Source organism: Cutibacterium sp. LaCa_255 (assembly GCF_057458005.1).
Genome location: NZ_CP190956.1, coordinates 1887715 through 1905254 on the forward strand (window position 1 = coordinate 1887715; position 17540 = coordinate 1905254).

Annotated in this window: 12 protein-coding genes; 5 read left to right on the top strand and 7 right to left on the bottom strand. The window is 63.3% G+C overall.

All coding sequences use genetic code 11. From position 1 onward, the window contains the following. Window positions 1-33 precede the first annotated feature (33 nt). Window positions 34-1263, bottom strand: a complete 1230-nt coding sequence (locus tag ACP8ML_RS08600; protein WP_486702910.1) for an IS110 family RNA-guided transposase — start codon at window positions 1261-1263, stop codon at window positions 34-36. A gap of 570 nt (window positions 1264-1833) precedes the next feature. Here ACP8ML_RS08600 and ACP8ML_RS08605 point away from each other — a divergent pair. The 3 genes from ACP8ML_RS08605 (at window position 1834) to ACP8ML_RS08615 (ending at window position 6242) form a co-directional block, all read left to right on the top strand. After that, window positions 1834-2760: a hypothetical protein gene (locus ACP8ML_RS08605; RefSeq protein ID WP_117189818.1), complete on the top strand. Its 927-nt coding sequence runs from the start codon at window positions 1834-1836 to the stop codon at window positions 2758-2760. 268 nt (window positions 2761-3028) lie between these two features. Further along, window positions 3029-4477 (top strand): NADP-dependent phosphogluconate dehydrogenase, encoded by a 1449-nt coding sequence (gndA, locus tag ACP8ML_RS08610; RefSeq protein ID WP_117189817.1) that lies wholly within the window; start codon window positions 3029-3031, stop codon window positions 4475-4477. 91 nt (window positions 4478-4568) lie between these two features. Further along, window positions 4569-6242 carry a glycoside hydrolase family 13 protein gene (locus ACP8ML_RS08615; protein WP_065673369.1) on the top strand — a complete coding sequence of 558 codons (1674 nt, stop codon included), beginning with the start codon at window positions 4569-4571 and terminating at the stop codon, window positions 6240-6242. A 7-nt stretch (window positions 6243-6249) separates the two neighbouring features. On the opposite strand, the gene ACP8ML_RS08620 is transcribed toward ACP8ML_RS08615, so the two are convergent. Together ACP8ML_RS08620 and ACP8ML_RS08625 are read right to left on the bottom strand one after the other, a co-directional pair. Next, window positions 6250-7095, bottom strand: coding sequence for an acyl-CoA thioesterase (locus tag ACP8ML_RS08620; protein ID WP_065673370.1), 846 nt, complete (start codon window positions 7093-7095; stop codon window positions 6250-6252). Beyond that, window positions 7092-8999, bottom strand: a complete 1908-nt coding sequence (locus ACP8ML_RS08625; RefSeq protein WP_021107710.1) for an AMP-dependent synthetase/ligase — start codon at window positions 8997-8999, stop codon at window positions 7092-7094. Before ACP8ML_RS08625 ends, ACP8ML_RS08620 begins: the two co-directional genes overlap by 4 nt. A 142-nt stretch (window positions 9000-9141) precedes the next feature. Between ACP8ML_RS08625 and ACP8ML_RS08630 the strand changes: the two genes are divergently transcribed. Then, the gene (locus ACP8ML_RS08630) at window positions 9142-9699 is read left to right on the top strand and encodes a MarR family winged helix-turn-helix transcriptional regulator (RefSeq protein WP_065673371.1); all 558 of its coding nucleotides are present in this window, start codon (window positions 9142-9144) and stop codon (window positions 9697-9699) included. A gap of 4 nt (window positions 9700-9703) precedes the next feature. Beyond that, entirely contained in the window at window positions 9704-12607 is a 2904-nt protein-coding gene (locus tag ACP8ML_RS08635) for an FAD-binding and (Fe-S)-binding domain-containing protein (protein WP_065673372.1), read from the top strand. A gap of 95 nt (window positions 12608-12702) precedes the next feature. Here ACP8ML_RS08635 and ACP8ML_RS08640 read toward each other — a convergent pair whose 3' ends face one another. From ACP8ML_RS08640 to ACP8ML_RS08655, 4 genes are read right to left on the bottom strand one after another with little or no spacing between them, the layout of a single operon-like run. Beyond that, window positions 12703-14028, bottom strand: a complete 1326-nt coding sequence (locus ACP8ML_RS08640) for a toxic anion resistance protein (protein WP_249361347.1) — start codon at window positions 14026-14028, stop codon at window positions 12703-12705. Between the two features lie 46 nt (window positions 14029-14074). Next, window positions 14075-15232, bottom strand: a complete 1158-nt coding sequence (locus ACP8ML_RS08645) for a hypothetical protein (RefSeq protein WP_249361346.1) — start codon at window positions 15230-15232, stop codon at window positions 14075-14077. Continuing rightward, window positions 15232-15867, bottom strand: a complete 636-nt coding sequence (locus ACP8ML_RS08650) for a hypothetical protein (RefSeq protein ID WP_016665848.1) — start codon at window positions 15865-15867, stop codon at window positions 15232-15234. The genes ACP8ML_RS08645 and ACP8ML_RS08650 overlap by 1 nt, the downstream gene beginning before the upstream one ends. Beyond that, window positions 15864-17441, bottom strand: coding sequence for a vWA domain-containing protein (locus ACP8ML_RS08655; protein ID WP_117189814.1), 1578 nt, complete (start codon window positions 17439-17441; stop codon window positions 15864-15866). The genes ACP8ML_RS08650 and ACP8ML_RS08655 overlap by 4 nt, the downstream gene beginning before the upstream one ends. Window positions 17442-17540 lie beyond the last annotated feature (99 nt).

The following is a 17540-nucleotide window of genomic DNA, read 5'->3' on the forward strand; positions in this document are numbered from 1 at the left end:
GACCGACCTTGGGGGGTGTCCCTATGTTCCCCGTCAAGCGGCGAGGGGCAGGGGTGATGGCTCTCGCGTTGGGGTGGGGGCCCGGTAGGGCTCCCGGTTCTTGAGCATGGCGAACAGGACATCACAGCGTCGGCGTGACAAGCAGATGAGGGCGGCGTTGTGCTTCTTCTTGCCCTGGGCTCGTTTGCGGTCGTAGTAGGCCTTGGAGGTGGGGTCTGAGCGCAGTGCGGCGAAGGCGGACAGGAACAGGGCTCGTTTGAGGTGTTTGTTGCCAGAGCGGGCGGGAAACTCGCCGCGGATGCTGGTTCCGGATCGTCGGGTGACTGGGGCGAGTCCGGCGTAGGCGGCGAGGTGTCCGGCGGTGGGGAATTGGGAGGCGTCGCCGACGTCGAGCAGGATCCGTGCTGCGGTCCTGACCCCGACGCCTGGCATCGAGGTCAGGACCTCGGCAAGAGGGTGAGCATCAACAACCTGTTCGATCTGCGCCGCGAGTGCGTGTCGCTGGTCCAGCGTCTGGCGCAGCGATGCAGCGAGTTGGGGCAGGACCTGCTCGGCTGCGGCGGTTCCGGCAACGATGACGGTCTGCTCGGCCAGGGCGGTGGTGATGGCATCGGCGAACTCTTGGGCGCCGCGCGGGTAGGCCTTGCTGATGACCCGCAGCAGCTTGGACTTCGACGCAGCGGCCATGGCCTGGGGCCCGCCGAGCTGCTCGATCACCGCGAGGCCTTGCTTGGTGGTCAACCGGGGTCCGACAACGCGTTCCAGGGCCGGGTGGATCTGGGTGAGCAATCCTCGGATGCGGTTCGACAGCCGGGTCGCTTCGGCGGCGAGGTCCTCGTCGAACCCGACCAACACCTTCAGCTCCGCGAGGGTTTCCTCGCCGGCGTCGACCCGGCGCAGGGTGTGGGGCATGGTCCTCGCGGTGTCGGCGATGACGAACGCGTCGCGGGCGTCGGTCTTGGCGTTGCCCGGGTAGAGGTCTGCTGCGCGGCGCATGGCCAGCCCGGGCAGGTAGGCGACCTGGATTCCCATGGACCGGGCGACCGCGATGGGTAGTGCTCCGATTGTGTTCGGCTGGTCAACGATCACCAGGACCCGGCCATGGGTCTGGAGCTTGTCGAAGAGTTCCTCGAGGCGCTTCTGGTCCTGGGGCAGGGGCTTGTCGAAGACCTTCCGGCCAGCAGCATCCAATGCGCAGGCGTGGTGGCCGGTCTTGCCAACGTCCAGCCCGCACCAGATGTCGAAGCCGCTGTCCTGATTCATGACAACCGCCATCCTTCCATCCCGAGATGAACGGTCGCCCGGGTGGTGATGCATCAGCTGCCGGCACCCACGTTACGAAGAGACCTTTGAAGCAGGCCGTGTCCCTATCAGCGGTCGGCTGGCGCCACCAAGCCCGGTGACAACACCCCCCGGATCATTCATGAGACAGGGGCAGCAAGTCATGCCGGGCCCGACGACCGTGACCCCTCCTTACGGGGCCACCAGCAAGGTAACGGGAGAGATTTCACGGAGAAGTACGTTGGCGAACACGGACATATGGCGCGTCGCGAACTCTTCCCGATCATGGACGGTCCGTCTTTCCTGAGTTACCACGCCGGATAAGGGGCAACCCGAAACCTTGGGATCTCTCTCATCTTCATGGAGGACGGTGGGCTTCCTTGGTGGTTGTGCCGCGAATTCCTCTCCAGCCGGATCCCAGGACCCCATTCCTCGAGGTTATCCACAATCTTCTCGGTGGTTCTCCCGACGATGTCCACAGATCTTGATTTGGCTGACGGATTCTCTGGTGTCCCGCCGATAAATAGTGGTGTGAACGAACTTGAACTGGACATGAGGGACTGCGGCGGTGTCGTGCGGATACATCGCTTCAGCAGAACTCGCGGGCAAGCTGACCGCGCTGTGAAAGCCGGCCGCGCAATACGCATGCTCCCGGGAGTCGTTGCGGATGCCGGGCGAGCTGACGATTCTCGAGTGAAGATGCAGGCGATACACATGTGGCATCGAGACGCGGTCATCATTGGCAAAGCCGCCCTCGTCGCGCAAGGAATGATTCCCCCGGGGAGCCGGACGCGAGATTTCAGCGCCATTCACTTGGTGGAGGCGTTTTCACGGACGAGGGGCATCAAGCGAGAGGGAATCCTCGTGCACCGATGGCGAGTTCCGCGCCGATACGTCACCCAATACCGCGATGTCCCCATGGCAATTCCTGAGGCGTCCGTCCTCCTTCTGGCCGTTCGGGGAGAATGGGAATGGGTCTGCGAGGCGCTGAGACAAAAACTCGTCACCCCACGTTCCTGCAGGTCGGCTCGTTCCTGCCTGTCCTGGAAGTTCGGCCGTCACCGCATCACAGCAGCCTTGGCCGATATTTCCTTCAATCCCTGGTCGGTGCCGGAATTGTGGTTGTCTCGGGCGCTCCGCGCGGTCGGGTTCACCGGGTGGCACTCCAACACACGGGTGGACACCGCCGAAGAAGCCTTCACCCTCGACCAAGCCTTCGATGCGGAACGCGTTGGGGTTGAGGTCGACGGCCGCTGCGTGCACGGCACACCCGAAGGTTACGAAGCGACCATGATGCGATCAGCGAGTTTGGATCGACATGGCTGGCGGATGCTGCACATCACTCCGACGATGCTCAGGCAACGACCACGATTCGTGCTGGAGTGGCTGGCACAGCGGATCCACAAGCGGCATCGCCCAAAGGTCATGATGTCAGACCACGAGCTTTCGCGGATCATGCTTGGTCTGGCCCCGACCTGATAGTTGCCTGGGCGCTTTCGTTGGACCTCTCTGAGGAAAATTCGCCGTCGTCAAACCGTCACTGCACCTGACACCGTTGCGTCTCTGGTCACGATGTGTCATCAGCCCGGGTACGGCCACGCCTGTCGTGGTGATCTCGGAAACACCGCAGGATTCCATCACCAAAACTTCTATCATCCTCGCTGTCTCACGTCATCCCCACCCATCCGCGCCTGCACCACGCGGAAATGCCTGGAAGGATGGAAGCGAGACATCTAGGAGGAATCGCATGAGTGACACTGCGCCGCAGACCGCCGAGGTCGGCGTCATCGGGATGGCCGTGATGGGGTCCAACTTGGCCCGCAACATGGCTCACAAGGGTTTCCGGGTCGCCGTTTACAACCGCACAGCTTCACGCACCGACGAGGTCATGGCCGAGCACGGGAACGAGGGAACCCTCCTGCCGTTCCATGATCTGGCTGGCTTTGTCGCATGTCTCGAGCGCCCGCGCCGCATCGTCATGATGGTCAGGGCCGGTCGTGGCACGGATGCCGTCATCAAGGAGATCACTCCCCTGCTCCAGCCGGGTGATGTTCTCGTCGACGGCGGCAACGCCTACTTCGGCGACACCCGACGTCGGGAGGAAGAAATCCGCCCGACCGGCATCCATTACGTCGGCACCGGCATTTCCGGTGGCGAGGTCGGAGCGTTGGAGGGACCGTCAATCATGCCAGGCGGCTCCCCTGAGTCGTACGAAGCCATCGGTCCGGTTCTGGAGAAGATCTCGGCACAGGTCGACGGCGAGCCCTGCTGCGCATGGATGGGCACCGATGGCGCCGGACACTTCGTCAAGATGGTCCACAACGGCATCGAGTACGCCGACATGCAGTTCATCGGTGAGGCCCACGCCCTGTTGCGCGCTGCCGGTCTGACGAACGCCGAGGCCGGAGACGTCTTCGAGTCCTGGAACCATGGTGATCTCGACTCCTACCTCGTCGAAATCACCTCCCGGGTGCTGCGTGCCAAGGATCCTCGCGACCCTGCCACCGACCTCCTTGACGTCATCCGCGACGAGGCAGGGATGAAGGGAACGGGCACCTGGACCGTGCAGACGGCTCTTGAGCTCGGAGTTGGCGTCTCCACCATCAGTGAGGCCGTCTTTGCTCGCTCAGTCTCCAGCGCCCTGCCGCTGCGCACGGTGGGCCAGCAGACCCTCGAGGGGCCGGACCGCACCATCTCGGTCGATGACCGTCAGGCCTTCATCGACGACGTTCGTGACGCTCTGTGGTCCGCAAAGGTCGTCGCCTACGCCCAAGGGCTCGATGAGATCCGCATTGCGGCGGTCGAGTACAACTGGGAGGTCGACATGGGCCAGGTCGCCTCCATCTGGCGCGATGGCTGCATCATCCGAGCCCGCCTCCTTCAGCGCATCAAGGACGAGTACGCGGCCGGAGACCTCACCACCCTTCTGGAGGCACCTTCCGTCAAGGCCGAGCTCGCTCGCTGCCAGCAGGCATGGCGTCGTGTCGTCGCCCGAGCGGTCGAGGCCGGAGTGCCAGTTCCGGGATTCTCCTCAGCCCTGGGCTATTACGACCAGGTTCGCGCGCCACGTCTCAACGCCGCCCTCACCCAGGGCCTGCGCGATCTCTTCGGCGCTCACACCTACCGCCGTGTCGACGACGAGGGTTCCTGGCACGTCAACTGGTCCGGCGACGGACGAGAGGTCCGCGTAGACTGACCCTCCAACAGCTCCGCGGCGGCGGACATCGTCGGGCACGCCGCGGGCCCACCCCGCCCCTGACGACCCTCACAACCCTTCAAGGACCCCCATGACCACTATCCCCACGACCCACGACTGGTGGAAGTCCGCCGTTGTCTACCAGGTGTACCCGCGTAGTTTCGCCGACTCGAACGGCGACGGCATCGGCGACGTCCGCGGCATCATCGAACACCTTGACCATCTCGTCGCTCTGGGCGTCGATGCCCTCTGGATCTCACCGTGGTACCCCTCCCCGCTGGCCGATGGCGGCTACGACGTCAGCGACTACTGTGCCATCAACCCTGACTTCGGCACTCTCCACGACGCTGACACACTCGTGGCACGGGCCCACGAATTGGGCCTGCGAGTCATCATCGACCTCGTCCCCAACCATTCTTCCGAGGAGCATCCGTGGTTCAGGGATGCCCTCGCTGCTGCCCCCGGTTCGCCTGAGCGCGACCGCTACATCTTCCGAGATGGCCGCGGAGAGAACGGCGAACTCCCTCCGAACAACTGGCCATCGGTGTTCGGAGGTGGTGCATGGCAACGCATCACTGAGCCCGACGGCACCCCTGGGCAGTGGTACCTGCACTTCTTCGACGTCTCACAGCCCGACTGGAACTGGGAGAACCCCGAAGTCGTCGAGGAGTTTGACCGCGTTCTGAGGTTCTGGTTCGACCGCGGTGTCGATGGTTTCCGCATTGACGTCGCCAACTCGATGGTCAAGGAATCCGGTCTGCCCGACCTACCCGAGAACAAGGAGATCGGCGAGCTGGTTGGCGACAGCCCGATGTGGGATCAGCCTGGACTGGCACCCATCCAGCGCCGCTGGCGAGCCATCGCCGACGAATATGCCGACACCCCCGAGGGGCCGCGCATGTTCGTCGCCGAGGCGTATCTCCCCCATGACCATCTGGTGCGCTACCTCGAATCGGACAGGCTGCACACCTCGTTCAATTTCGAGTTCCTCATCTCGGCGTGGTCGGCCCGTTCGCTTCGCACCACCATCACCGAATCCCTGGCGGCCCACGAGTCAGTGGGCGCAAGTGCCACCTGGGTGCTGGGCAACCACGACAACTTCCGCCCCGTCTCCCGCTACGGCAAGGAGATCTCGGGTCTGGACTTCTCGGATCCCGCTGCTCCCCATGCCACGTTCCACGGCACACCGACCGATGTTGCTCTGGGACGTCGTCGCGCCCGCGCGGCCGTCATGCTCGAACTCGCCCTTCCTGGTGGCGCCTACGTCTACCAGGGTGAGGAGCTCGGTCTGCCAGAGGTGGAGGATCTCCCCGACGACGTCCTGCAGGATCCTACCTGGGAGCGTTCTGAACACAATGACCGCGGACGTGACGGTTGCCGCGTCCCGATTCCGTGGAGCGGTTCCGAGGCCCCTTACGGATGGTCGTCAACGAGCGACACCTGGCTTCCGATGCCGCACGACTGGGCTGATTGGACGGTCGAGGCCGAGCAGGACGATCCGTCGTCCTTCCTGACCCTCTACCGCACTCTGCTGGCTGAGCGCCGGGTCAACCCTGCCCTGGGAGCCGGGACGATGACGTGGAACGAGTCGTCCGACGATGTCCTCGACTTCTCCCGCGAGCCCGGCTTCCGTTGCGTTGTGAACTTCGGTGACGACCCAGTGACCGTGGACCCAGACAAGATCATCGTCACCTCGACCTCGCTGAAGATCCACCACGGACTCGCATCCGTCGGCCGTGACCAAGCCGTGTGGCTGCGAGCCTGAACACTGATCAGACCGTGACGAGGTGGACTGCCAACGCCTCCCTCGTCCGGTCGTCAATCGGGACCGAGGCTCCGGTGTCCGGATCGACGCAGACGAGCACGGTGGCGGCATCGAGGGCAGATCCCTCGTCTGTGGCAATCGACCCGGCGAGGGTCATTGACGAGGTTCCCAGCCGTGTGAGCGCAGTATGCACCTTGCATGACCGCTGCGACGGTGGAACCTGGCGTCGATAACGTATGTCCTGACGCACGACGACCCACAGGTGGTCCCCAGCTCGCCTCATCCCTGGCGACCACGACGTCGTCGCGAGGATCCTGGCCTCCTGGAGGTAACCAGCCATGCTGACGTTGTTGACGTGACCCTGCCGATCGACGTCAGACCACCGGATAGGTACGTCGACGATGTCGCCGATCCCGGAGACGTCGACGACCTTGATCGGCTTCCACGGAATCTCGTCGACCTTCATGGCCTCGAAGGCGCCTCGCTCGCCGTTGGTGAGCCGGCGAGGGCGTCCTGCGTCGAAATCGAAGGGGCAGATGATCCCGCGTGCCCGAGCGACCTCGATGTCATGGTGCCAGGCGCGGTAATCCAGGATGGTTCGTGCCGCACCGACCTTGGAGCAGCCGACCTCGACCCGCAGCGGGCTCCCATCCACGACGAACGGGGCCAAGAATTCGACATCCTGAGTGACGACGACGATCCCGGTCTCGAGCATCTCCTGGGCGCCGTTCGTGTAGAACGCCTGATTTCGAGATTCCTGAACCAGCTCGCTGATGCGAACGTTGTTGACGTGTCCCTGCGCATCCATGTCGGACCAACGCAGTGGAATATCGACGACGACAGCGCCCGTCACGACGCGTCGTCTCCCCTGGCCACACTCGATTGTTCATTCTCGTCGGCAAACATCTCGTCAACGATGTCGGAATACTTCTCGGCCACGACGCCGCGACGCACCTTGAGGCTGGTCGTCACCGAATGGGAGTCCTCGGTCAGCTCGTGGTCGAGGATCGCGAACTTCTTGACGGTCTCCCAGCGCTCGAGGCGGGAGTTTGCGCGATCAACATACCGCTGGATGCTGCGCCGCACGTCCGGGTCTGCCGTGAGCTCGGCGTAACTGGCGTCGGGACGTCCATGCCGGCGTCCCCACGTCATGAGAGCACCCTTCTCGAGGGTGAGGAGGGCCACTGCATACTTGTGTCCCTCACCCAGAACCACCGCGTTGGACAGGTATGGGCAGTTGGCCATCAGGGTGGCCTCGACCTTCTGTGGGGCGACATATTTTCCGCCCGAGGTCTTGAACAGGTCGCGCTTGCGGTCGGTGATGCGCAGGTAGTTCATCTCATCGAGTTCGCCGATGTCGCCAGTGTGGAACCAGCCGTCGGTGAACGCCTTGGCCGTCTTCTCGGGCATGCTGTGGTAGCCACGAGCAACGATCGGTCCGGAGACCAGAATCTCACCATCCTCAGCAATCCGCGCGAGGCAACCAGGAGCGACCGGTCCCACTGTGCCAGGCCGAATGGCATCAGGCCCGCTGAAGAACGCGACTGCCCCGACCTCAGTCGCCCCATATCCCTCGATGATGGGAATCCCCGCGGAGGAGAACCATTGCCGAACCTGCTCCGACAACTTGGCACCGCCGCAGATCATGAACTCGATGCCGCCAAGCTTGCGACGCAGGGTCGAGAAGACCAGCGCATCAGCGATCTTCCGCTTGGCCTCGAGCACGGTCGGTACCCGATCGCCAGCGTTCCGGTAGCGCTGGGCGTCGCGTCCGGTTGCGAAGGCCCACCGCGAGACACGACTTGCCAGACGTCCTTGTGGGTATGCCGTCATGACACCGGCACGGATCTTCTCGAAGATGCGCGGCACACCACACATGACGCGTGGCTTCACCTCGCCCAGGCTACGGGCCAACCGCGAGATCCGGGGCTCAACGGCCTGCGTGATCCCGATCTCGACGCAAATGGCGATGAGACACTTCCCGAAGGCATGGGACAACGGCAACCACAACATGTGGACGTCCCCACCACGGAACATGTCGAGGTTCTTCCACGCCTGGCCCATGTACGTCCACGCCCGGTGAGTCAGCTCGACTCCCTTGGGCGTGCCCGTCGTGCCAGAGGTATAGATGAGGGTACACAGGTCGTCGGGTTCGACGGAATCGATCATGCGCCGCACGAGATCCGGCTCGACGGCCAGGCGTCGACGTCCATTCGCAATGATCTCGGCCATGGTGGTGAGCCGGTCATCTCGGACGCCGGTCTCCTCGGAATCGTCGGCAAAGCTGATGATGTGCCGAACCACCGCGTCGACCTCGGGCCTGCCCTGGATCTTGGCAACCTGGGCGGTGGAATCGACGAAAAGAATGGATGACTCGGAGTCCACCAGGATGAAACTTGCCTCGTCCGGCCCGGAATTCGGGTAGATCGTCGTCGTCGCGCCACCGGCGGAGGAGATGGCCATGTCGGCAATGATCCACTCGGTGCGCGTTCCGGACAGCAGGGCGACACGGCCCTCCCGAGGAAGCCCCAACTCCATCAGTCCAGCAGCCACCTCGTGGGCCTGACGACGGAATTCAGCAAAGGTCATGGGGAGCCAGGCGTTGGGCTCATCGTCAGCGCCGGAAGGAGTGAGAAAGGCGATGCGATTCGGATGGGCATCGGCCTGTCGATCAAGCATCGCCGCGAAGTTCTTGGCCGAGGATGCAATGAGTTTGTGCTGCAGAGCAAGGGACTCCTCGTCACTGGTACGCCTCATCAACTCACCCTCTCCTCGGTCAAAAATGACTTCTGCCACGCTATTGCATGGCGCACTGGCCGGTCCCCACAATTCCCGATGACACCCGTAGGTAGGTGTCCACAGGAGCGGGCAGGAGGACGTTCCCCGCACCACAGGTACGATAGTGATCATGTCACAGGGCGGTTCCAGGCGCAGCATCCATGATGGCGATGCCTCGAAGACGCCATCGATGGCGTCTTTTGACGATGTCGGGCCTGAGGTAGAGCGGTCGGCGGCTGCCCCTTGGCTGAGCATCGAGCAGCAACGAATCTGGCGAGCCTGGCTCCTCGGATCAGCTCGTATCACGGCGCATCTTTCGGAGGATCTGCGACGCCATGGCCTTGAGCTGTGCGAGTACGAGATCCTCGTCAGTCTTTCGGAAGCCCCCGATCACGCAGTTCGGATGTCTGTCCTCGCCATCGAGGTGCATCAGTCACGGTCACGACTCACTCACGCCATCGAACGGCTCGAGGCACGCGGACTTGTCGTGCGTGAGCCTGACGTGCGGGATCGTCGCGGAGTGGTCGCAAGGCTGAGCTCTGACGGCATGGACCTGCTGCGGCAGGCTGCCCCCGACCATGTCCGTGCGGTCCGCCACGTTTTCGTTGACCCGGTCGATCCAGAGGATTTCTCGGCCTTGGGACGGGCCATGAAGGCTGTCCTTTCCGTGTCAGACTGAGCCCATGACGGCCACCACGGACATTCTCCAGGACTTTCAATCAACTCTGAGGGGTCTGGACGCCTCTGCCGTGGAAATCCTGGACGATTCCCGGCTGGCGCGCGCCCTGTACTCCTCCGATGCCTCGATCTACCGCGTTGTCCCTGCCGCAGTTGCCCATCCACGAAGTACTGACGAGCTCTGTGCCTTGGTCACGGCAGCCAGTCACGTCGGACTACCCGTGACAACCCGAGGCGCCGGTACGACATGTGCTGGCAATGCCGTTGGAACCGGACTCATCATCAATACCTCGGCGCACCTCAACCGCATCCTTTCCCTCGATCCCGAATCGGCTACCGCAGTCGTCGAGCCGGGTGTGGTCCAGGACTGGCTTCAACATGCCGGAGCTCCCCATCAATTGCGGTTTGGCCCGGACCCCTCCACATCGACTCGCTGCACCATCGGCGGGATGATCGGAAACAACGCCTGCGGACCGCGAGCCTTGGGGTACGGACGTACCGGGGACAACATCGTCGACCTTGACCTCCTCACTGCTGACGGCCACGTCACGACCCTCCGCCCCGGGGACCTCACGACTCCTTTCGCGGAACGCCTGGGTGATCTGGCAGACGCGAACCTTGCGACCATCCGGACCGAATTCGCGACCTTCTCCCGCCAAGTTTCCGGGTACTCCATGGAGTGGCTGCTACCCGAGCGTGGTCGCAATTTGCCCGCCTTCATCGCGGGCACAGAAGCTACCTTGGGTATCGTCACGAAGGCGACGGTCCGGCTCGTCCGCGAAGCTCCCTACGGATTGACGGCGGCACTGGGCTACCCATCAATGCCCGAGGCCGCCGATGCCGTCACGGCCTTGTTGCCCTTCTCCCCCGTCGCTTGCGAAGGATTCGGGCGACGGATCGTCGACGTGGTCTCCCGGGCAGGACGCCCGGTTCCCGATCTCCCGCGTGGCGACGGCTGGATGTTCGTGGAGCTTCGCGGCGATGACGAGGCCGAGGTGGCATCGCGAGCCAAAGACATGGTCGCTGCCAGCGGATGCCTCGATGGCTGGGTGGTCTCCGATCCAGTACAGGCCGCGGCCCTATGGAAAATCCGTGCTGACGGAGCAGGGTTGGCCGGCGTCAGCCTCGACAAGCCCGCCTGGGCCGGGTGGGAGGATTCGGCCGTTCCCGCTGCCGACCTCGGCGCCTACCTCCGCGACTTCGAGTCCTTGTTGGAGGACCACGGTCTCCATGGCCTGCCCTACGGCCACTTCGGCGAGGGATGCCTGCACTGCCGCATCGACTTCCCCCTCGATCAGTCCGACGGACCCCAGCGCTACCGCTCCTTCGTCACCGAGGCGGCGCAACTGGTCGCACGGCATGGTGGGTCAGTCTCCGGTGAGCACGGCGACGGCCGGGCACGCTCGGCCCTGTTGGACACGATGTACTCCCCTGATGCCCTGAGCCTCTTCGGCAAGGTCAAGGCGATCCTCGACCCGGACAACGTGTTCAACCCGGGGATTCTCGTCGATCCCGCACCGCTCGAGACCAATATCCGAACCCACGAATCAGCTCTTTCCGCGATCACCATTTCCCATCCTGAATTCGCCGCCGACGTCCATCGCTGCACCGGAGTCGGAAAGTGCGTCGCCCACACTGCCCCAAGCGCGGTGATGTGCCCCTCGTACCAGGCCTCCGGGCTCGAGGTGGACTCCACCCGAGGCCGCGCCAGCGTCCTCAAGGAGATGGTCAATGGCACCCTCATCGACGGTTGGGACTCCCCCGAGGTGGAACGCGCCCTCGACCTCTGTATGGCATGCAAGGGATGTGCCCGCGACTGCCCTACCGGAATCGACATGGCCAGCTACCGCAGCACGGTCCTCAACGAGAAGTACCGCCACCGGCTTCGCCCCCGCTCCCACGTGACCATGGGCCTGCTTCCTCTCTGGGAGCGCCTTCTCAACCGCATCCCGGGAGCGCCTGCCCTGGCCAACAAGGTACTGGCGGTCTCACCCTTCGCTCACCTGGCCCGATGGACGGCCGGTGTCGATCAGCGCCGTCCGCTTCCCCGGTTCCAGCCCTCGTCCAGACTGGCCAGCAAGCAGGCGACCTCAGCCCGAACCATCGTGGCGGATCAGGAAACTCCGACCTCGCCTGCTACCAAAACCCCCTCAACCGGATCGACCTCACCGACTCGCCGCAGCGGGGACAGGGGAGACGTCGTCATTTGGGTGGATTCCTTCTCCGACATGTTGGAAGGCTCGGACCTCCCCGCCGTCGTCACGGTATTGGCCGACGCCGGCTACCGCCCGAGGGTCCTTTCCGATGACGTCTGCTGTGGGTTGACCTGGATCACCACTGGCCAGCTCAACGGCGCTCGTCGCCGGCTGCGCGCAGGACTGGCGGTGCTGGCTCCCCTGGCCGACGCCAACATCCCGGTCGTTGGCTTGGAACCGTCCTGCACGACCGTCTGGCGCGACGACGCCCTACGCCTCCTTCCGGACGATCCACGGGTTGGTCGCGTCGCCCGGAACATGCACACCGTCGCTGAGATGCTGGAGGCAGCGAACTGGGTCCCGCCCTCCCTGGCCGGCCACACTGTTGTCGCCCAGCCCCACTGCCACCATGCGTCGATCCTCGGATTTGGCCCGGACAAGCGCCTGCTCGAGGCTGCGGGGGCGAAGGTCACGGTGGTCGGCGGTTGCTGCGGTTACGCCGGAAACTTCGGCGTCGAGAACGGTCATTACGACTTCTCGGTGAAGGTTGCCCAGCACGACCTCCTCCCGGCCATCGAGGACGCCGGCCAGCAGGCCATCATCGTGGCCGACGGATTCTCCTGCCGGCGCCAGACTTCTGACCTGACGGGACGACGGGCCCTCACCTTCTCGGAACTGTTTGCCTCGCACCTGCCGTCCCACGCAACACGCTGACGGCACGACGTCGAAAGGACACAACGCGGCAGGGGCCACACGACAAGTCGGCCGGACCACCATTGGCCCGGCCTGAGCCCTACCTCACGCAGAGCTCACGCGGTGATCGCGACGACCGCAGACTTCTTCTCGGTGGGCACTTGGGCCATGACAGCCTCGGGCAGGTGTGGTGCGGGAGGAAGCTCAACCTTGTTCGCCGACTTGACGACTAGTTCGGCGACCGTCTTGTCCAGGTCGGCAGAGGTCCTGGCGATGCTCGACTGGGCGACGAGGATCGCGGCGACCACCTCCTGACGAGCCGACTCGCCGTAACGAACCGCGTCCTCCAGACCAGTGGCCTGCTGGTCAAGGGACTCAGCGACGTCGAGGATCGTCTGCGGATCCAGGGTCGGGGTCTGCATCGTGCGGGAGATTTCGCCAACGGTCTGTCCAGAAGCCGCGGCATAGGCCGATAGCACCTCGTTGGCACCCTCGGCGACGGCCTTCTGCATACCTGCGGCCTGCTGGGCCTCGAGCAGCAGACCCCACTGGGCGATGGTGAGCTTCATCGTCGGGATGGTGAGGTTGACCATGAGGGCCAGACGCTGGCCGAGCCCGTAGTGCAGGGCGCGGATGTTGCGAATCTGCGGGCTGGTCGACCATGCCACGAACAGACGCTGCTGGAACTCGTTGATGCGCGTCTGCATCGCCGTCATGAATTCGGTGATCCGAGCCCTCTCCTCCTGCTTGGCACGGCCATCTGGGGCAGACGGTTCGACGACGATCGCAGCCTGCGCCTTGGCAGCCTCGTCGAGTATGGCCTCCATCACGGCGATGGCACCGACGAGTTGGGCGATCGAGACCTCGTTGGCCTGGTAGAGCTCGTCACACAACACGACGTTGCGACGCAGCTCGTGCTGCTTGGTGGCGAGCTGCCCGGCAATGCGGTCAAGCTGCTGATCGACCGAGCGAGCCTCCTCGAAGAGCATCTCGACGATGTCGCGGCCACGTCGGAAGATTCCCTTGACGGCGTCGGCGAACTTGTCGAACGTCTCGCGCACCTCGCGGTTGAGGCTCGGGTCATAGTTGCGGCGGAAGGCACGCATCCGGTCGTTGATCTCGTTCATGATCGAGGTCAGCTCGGGAATCTGCACCGGGCCGACCTCCTGGAAGATCCGATTCACCTGGCTATTGACGGCTGACAGCGCCTGGTCGCCGAAGGTCCCCAGCGCATCGGTGTCAGCGAGCAGGTGCGGAAACTGCTGTGCAGCCACCTTTCTCGCCGCCTCCTGCTGCTCAGGAGTGAGCATGGCCAAACATGAGAGGGTGTGACCGGGCTCAGCCCCCTGCGCGGCTTGGACAGCGAGTTCTCCCACACTGGACTCGGCCGCTCCCCTGTCAGGAGTCTCGGCTCCCGCCAAGGCATTGAAATCGATCGACATCTCGGACATGGTCAACCTTTCGGTGGTGCTGTTCTCGTGGTTGTGTTCAGGAACACTTCTTGGCGTCAGTGAGGCAGGACATCAGGGCCTGAGTTACGTCCGCGTTGGTGGCGGGAATGGTCCGCACCCGTGACGCGAGAGGCAAGTCCTTGAAGGTTGACGTGGTGTTTATCCCAGCATTCGTCGTGGATCGGAAACCGTATTTCTTCCACGCGATCTTCTGAATCTCGTCGTCACGCATGGCGCTGATGAGCCTCCGGCCGTCCGTGTCCAAGGCCAGGATCGGGTGATCCGAGTAGATCGTCGGGCTGGGGTACAGCACCGTGACATCCTTGAGGATCTCCTTCGAGTTCGAATTGGTGGCCGCCAGCTGGATGATTTGGTTCTCGTACCCGGCGAACAGCGGGGCCGCGTACTCACCGCCCTGGGTGAGCCACTGGCTGAAGCCATTCTCGGAACTGGCTGCCTGCAGACCCGAGGTCGCGTACAGCTGCCTCATCTGCGGCAATACCGCCTTGGCCTGGGCCAACGTCGGCGACGAGGTGCTGTCCTTGGTGGCCAGGATCGTCAGTTCGAGCTGCATCATGGTGAATCCGGAGTTGGAGCTTCGAGCATCGGTGCTACGGATTCGCACCGGACCGGCCAGATTCCCGGCCTTGAGCTTCTGCCACGTGGTGCTCTTCGTGGCGTGGTCAAGTAGGAAGGTCTTGATGTCGAACTCGTAATGATTGTCGACCTTGGTGACGACCTTGGCGCGCTGCAACGCGGCCGTCGCCTCCGGACCGGAGTACACCACCTCAGGGGATTGCAGGACCGTCTGGGCACGGTATCCGGAGAACTGGCCGAGATGGTCGGCCTCGAAGATCCGCTGTGCCGAAGCGCTGGAGGGCCATAGACAGTTGTATCCGCCCTTCTTGATGTCATCGGTCGGCATCTGGACCTGGGAGTAGGAGCCCATCGGCACGAACTCGAGCTTGAGGTGGTACTTGTCGGCGAGCACCTTGGTGACTTCGGGGTCGGCCATGAGTTCGGTCTTCTCCGAACCACCGGCACACTTGATCTCGGTGATCTCGGACGACGACGTCGCCTTGCCACTACCGGCAGACGAAGATGAGTCCGGTCGCAGGTACAGGTACGACGCTCCCCCGACGACGCACACGAGGAGCAGGATGACGACCCCGATGATGAAACGTGGTTTGGACATCATTTCTCCTCGATGGCGAGAACGGGCATTTCAGGCGGGGCGACGGTCGCGAGATTTGCGCGGTATTCCGCCAAATCACCCTGGTTGATGAGTCGGATCGAGTCGACGGCGAAGTCAAGGAATCGCCGCGTCGCCTGCTCCCCTTCCAGCAACACCTCGTCAGGCTGCTTGTAGTAGGACGGATGCTCCTCAACGTCGCAGTAGGTGCTCACCACCCCCGACAGTGAGCGCAGGTGCCCTTCCAGCTGGCTAGCCGAGGAATACAGGGATGACGGCGACGCCCGCTTCACCCGATCCAACAGATCCGGAACAACCTTGGAGATCTGCTGCACCAGTGACTTCATGGACGCCGAGTGCAAGGAGTGACCTTGACTGCTGATCTCGTCGACAATCCGACGACATGACCTCACCTTGTCCTCGGCATCGTCGTTGTAGGAGTCGTCGCTAATTTGGGCCGGGGAGCGCCACATGACCAGGCTGACACCAACTGCGGTGGCGATGGCCAAGCCGGTCGAGATGGCCAGACGAGGGACCGTCGCGGCTCCGTCAAGAAGGATCATCATGACGATGAAGACCACGGCGATCGCAGCCAGGGCGGCCACGGAGGCGACAGTACGGGCGCGTCGTCGACTCACTTGTATCCCGCAGCTTCCCGCAATGCCGACACCATGTTCTCGTTGCTCACGTAGCTACCACCACTGGCCTTCGCGACCTCTTGAAGCTGTCCGGGCGAAGCACTCTTTCCAAAGGCGATCGTCACGACGGGGATGTGCGCCTTCCTGAGCGCATCGATGGACGGGTCTCGCGAATCGTCCTCGGACTGACCGTCGGACATGACGACGATCAGCTTCTTGCTCACCGAGGACGTCGACAGTTGTTGAACTGCACGGTCGAGGCAGGTGTACATGTTCGTTCCGCCATGAGGGTCGTAACCGTCAATCTTCTCGCGCAGATCGGTGAGTTTGCTGGGGTCATTGCCGGTGACCGTCCATGGTCCGGCGGTAAGGTTCCTGTTGAAGATCGCAACCGTGGTGACGTCCTTCTCCGCTGTTTGCAGCCTGTTGCGCTTGGCCTCGGCGGGATCAAACAATGCCCTCGCCGCATCCTTGACGCCGTCCCAGCCGCCATTGCTGTCCATCGATCCGGACCCGTCGAGGCAGTAGTAGGTGTTCACCGGCTTGCGGTACAGGGAGTGGTAATTGTCCAGAGCTTGGTCGATCACCTCGGAACTGGGGAAGGTGACTCCCTGCTCCTTGAGGGTGGTCTTGATACCCCAGTCAGGATTGAAGACCTTGGTGTCGGCGTTGCTCATGGACAGGCCGACCCCATTGCCCGGACGCCGTCCGATGGCGGCCAACTTCTTCAGTGCAGCTTCGTCCTCGAGCAAGTAGTTCTGCAGCTCGGTGAAGATCTTGTGATGTTCCTCGGCATTGGCCTGACCGTGGTCCACGAAACCGAATGGAGCATCCGAGATCGCCATCGCACCGCGTGGATAGGCGACGTAGAGAGGGTCCTTCCCCTCCCCGACCAACTTCTGGTTCTCCTCAATGACGAGGTCCTCATAGGTGAACATCGTCTGGCAGAGGTTGGGCTCCTTGACGCACTGACTGGTCATGGTGCCGGTGGAAGGAGGGGTGCGATCCATGGCATTGAAGAACTTCTTCATGCCGTCGACAACCTTGGGATCCTTGAGCTGAGCCGCCGTCAGGGCCTGACCAGGTGGGTTGCCTGCGAAGTGGTTGAGGAAGCTGAACAGGACCGTGGCACCGGAATTCGACTGGGTCGGGTTGGTTGCCCACACCTTGGCCTTGCCGGATTCGAGGCTGTCAATGATCTGGACTGCGGTGACGTCCTTCCCGACGAGGCCAAGCCTGTCCATCACCGGCTTGTACCCGGCGTAGACGACCGGTGTGAGGAACATCGGCTTGACGTCGCTGAGGACGTGCTTGGTGTTGGCGAGCTGGGAGAACACCGAGGATGCGAACCAGTAGGCATCGGCCTCGACCTGCCCAGCCTGGAGGTCACGGGCCTGATCAACCGATCCCTTGAGCTTCCACGTACAGGTGTACCCCTTGTCCTTGCACCACGGACCGACGATGGTTTCGAGCACCGTCTTCTGCTCAGACCCAGCGACGATACGGAGAACCGCCGGACCCGTTGCCTCTGCGGCCTCAGGCGTACTCGGGTCACGGGACGTCAAGGAGCCCATTGAGCATCCTGTGACGGCCAAACACACCGCGGAGACAAAAGCGATGACGACGGTGGGAACATAACGACGCCGACCCATAACAGCGTTATAGCAATGAGC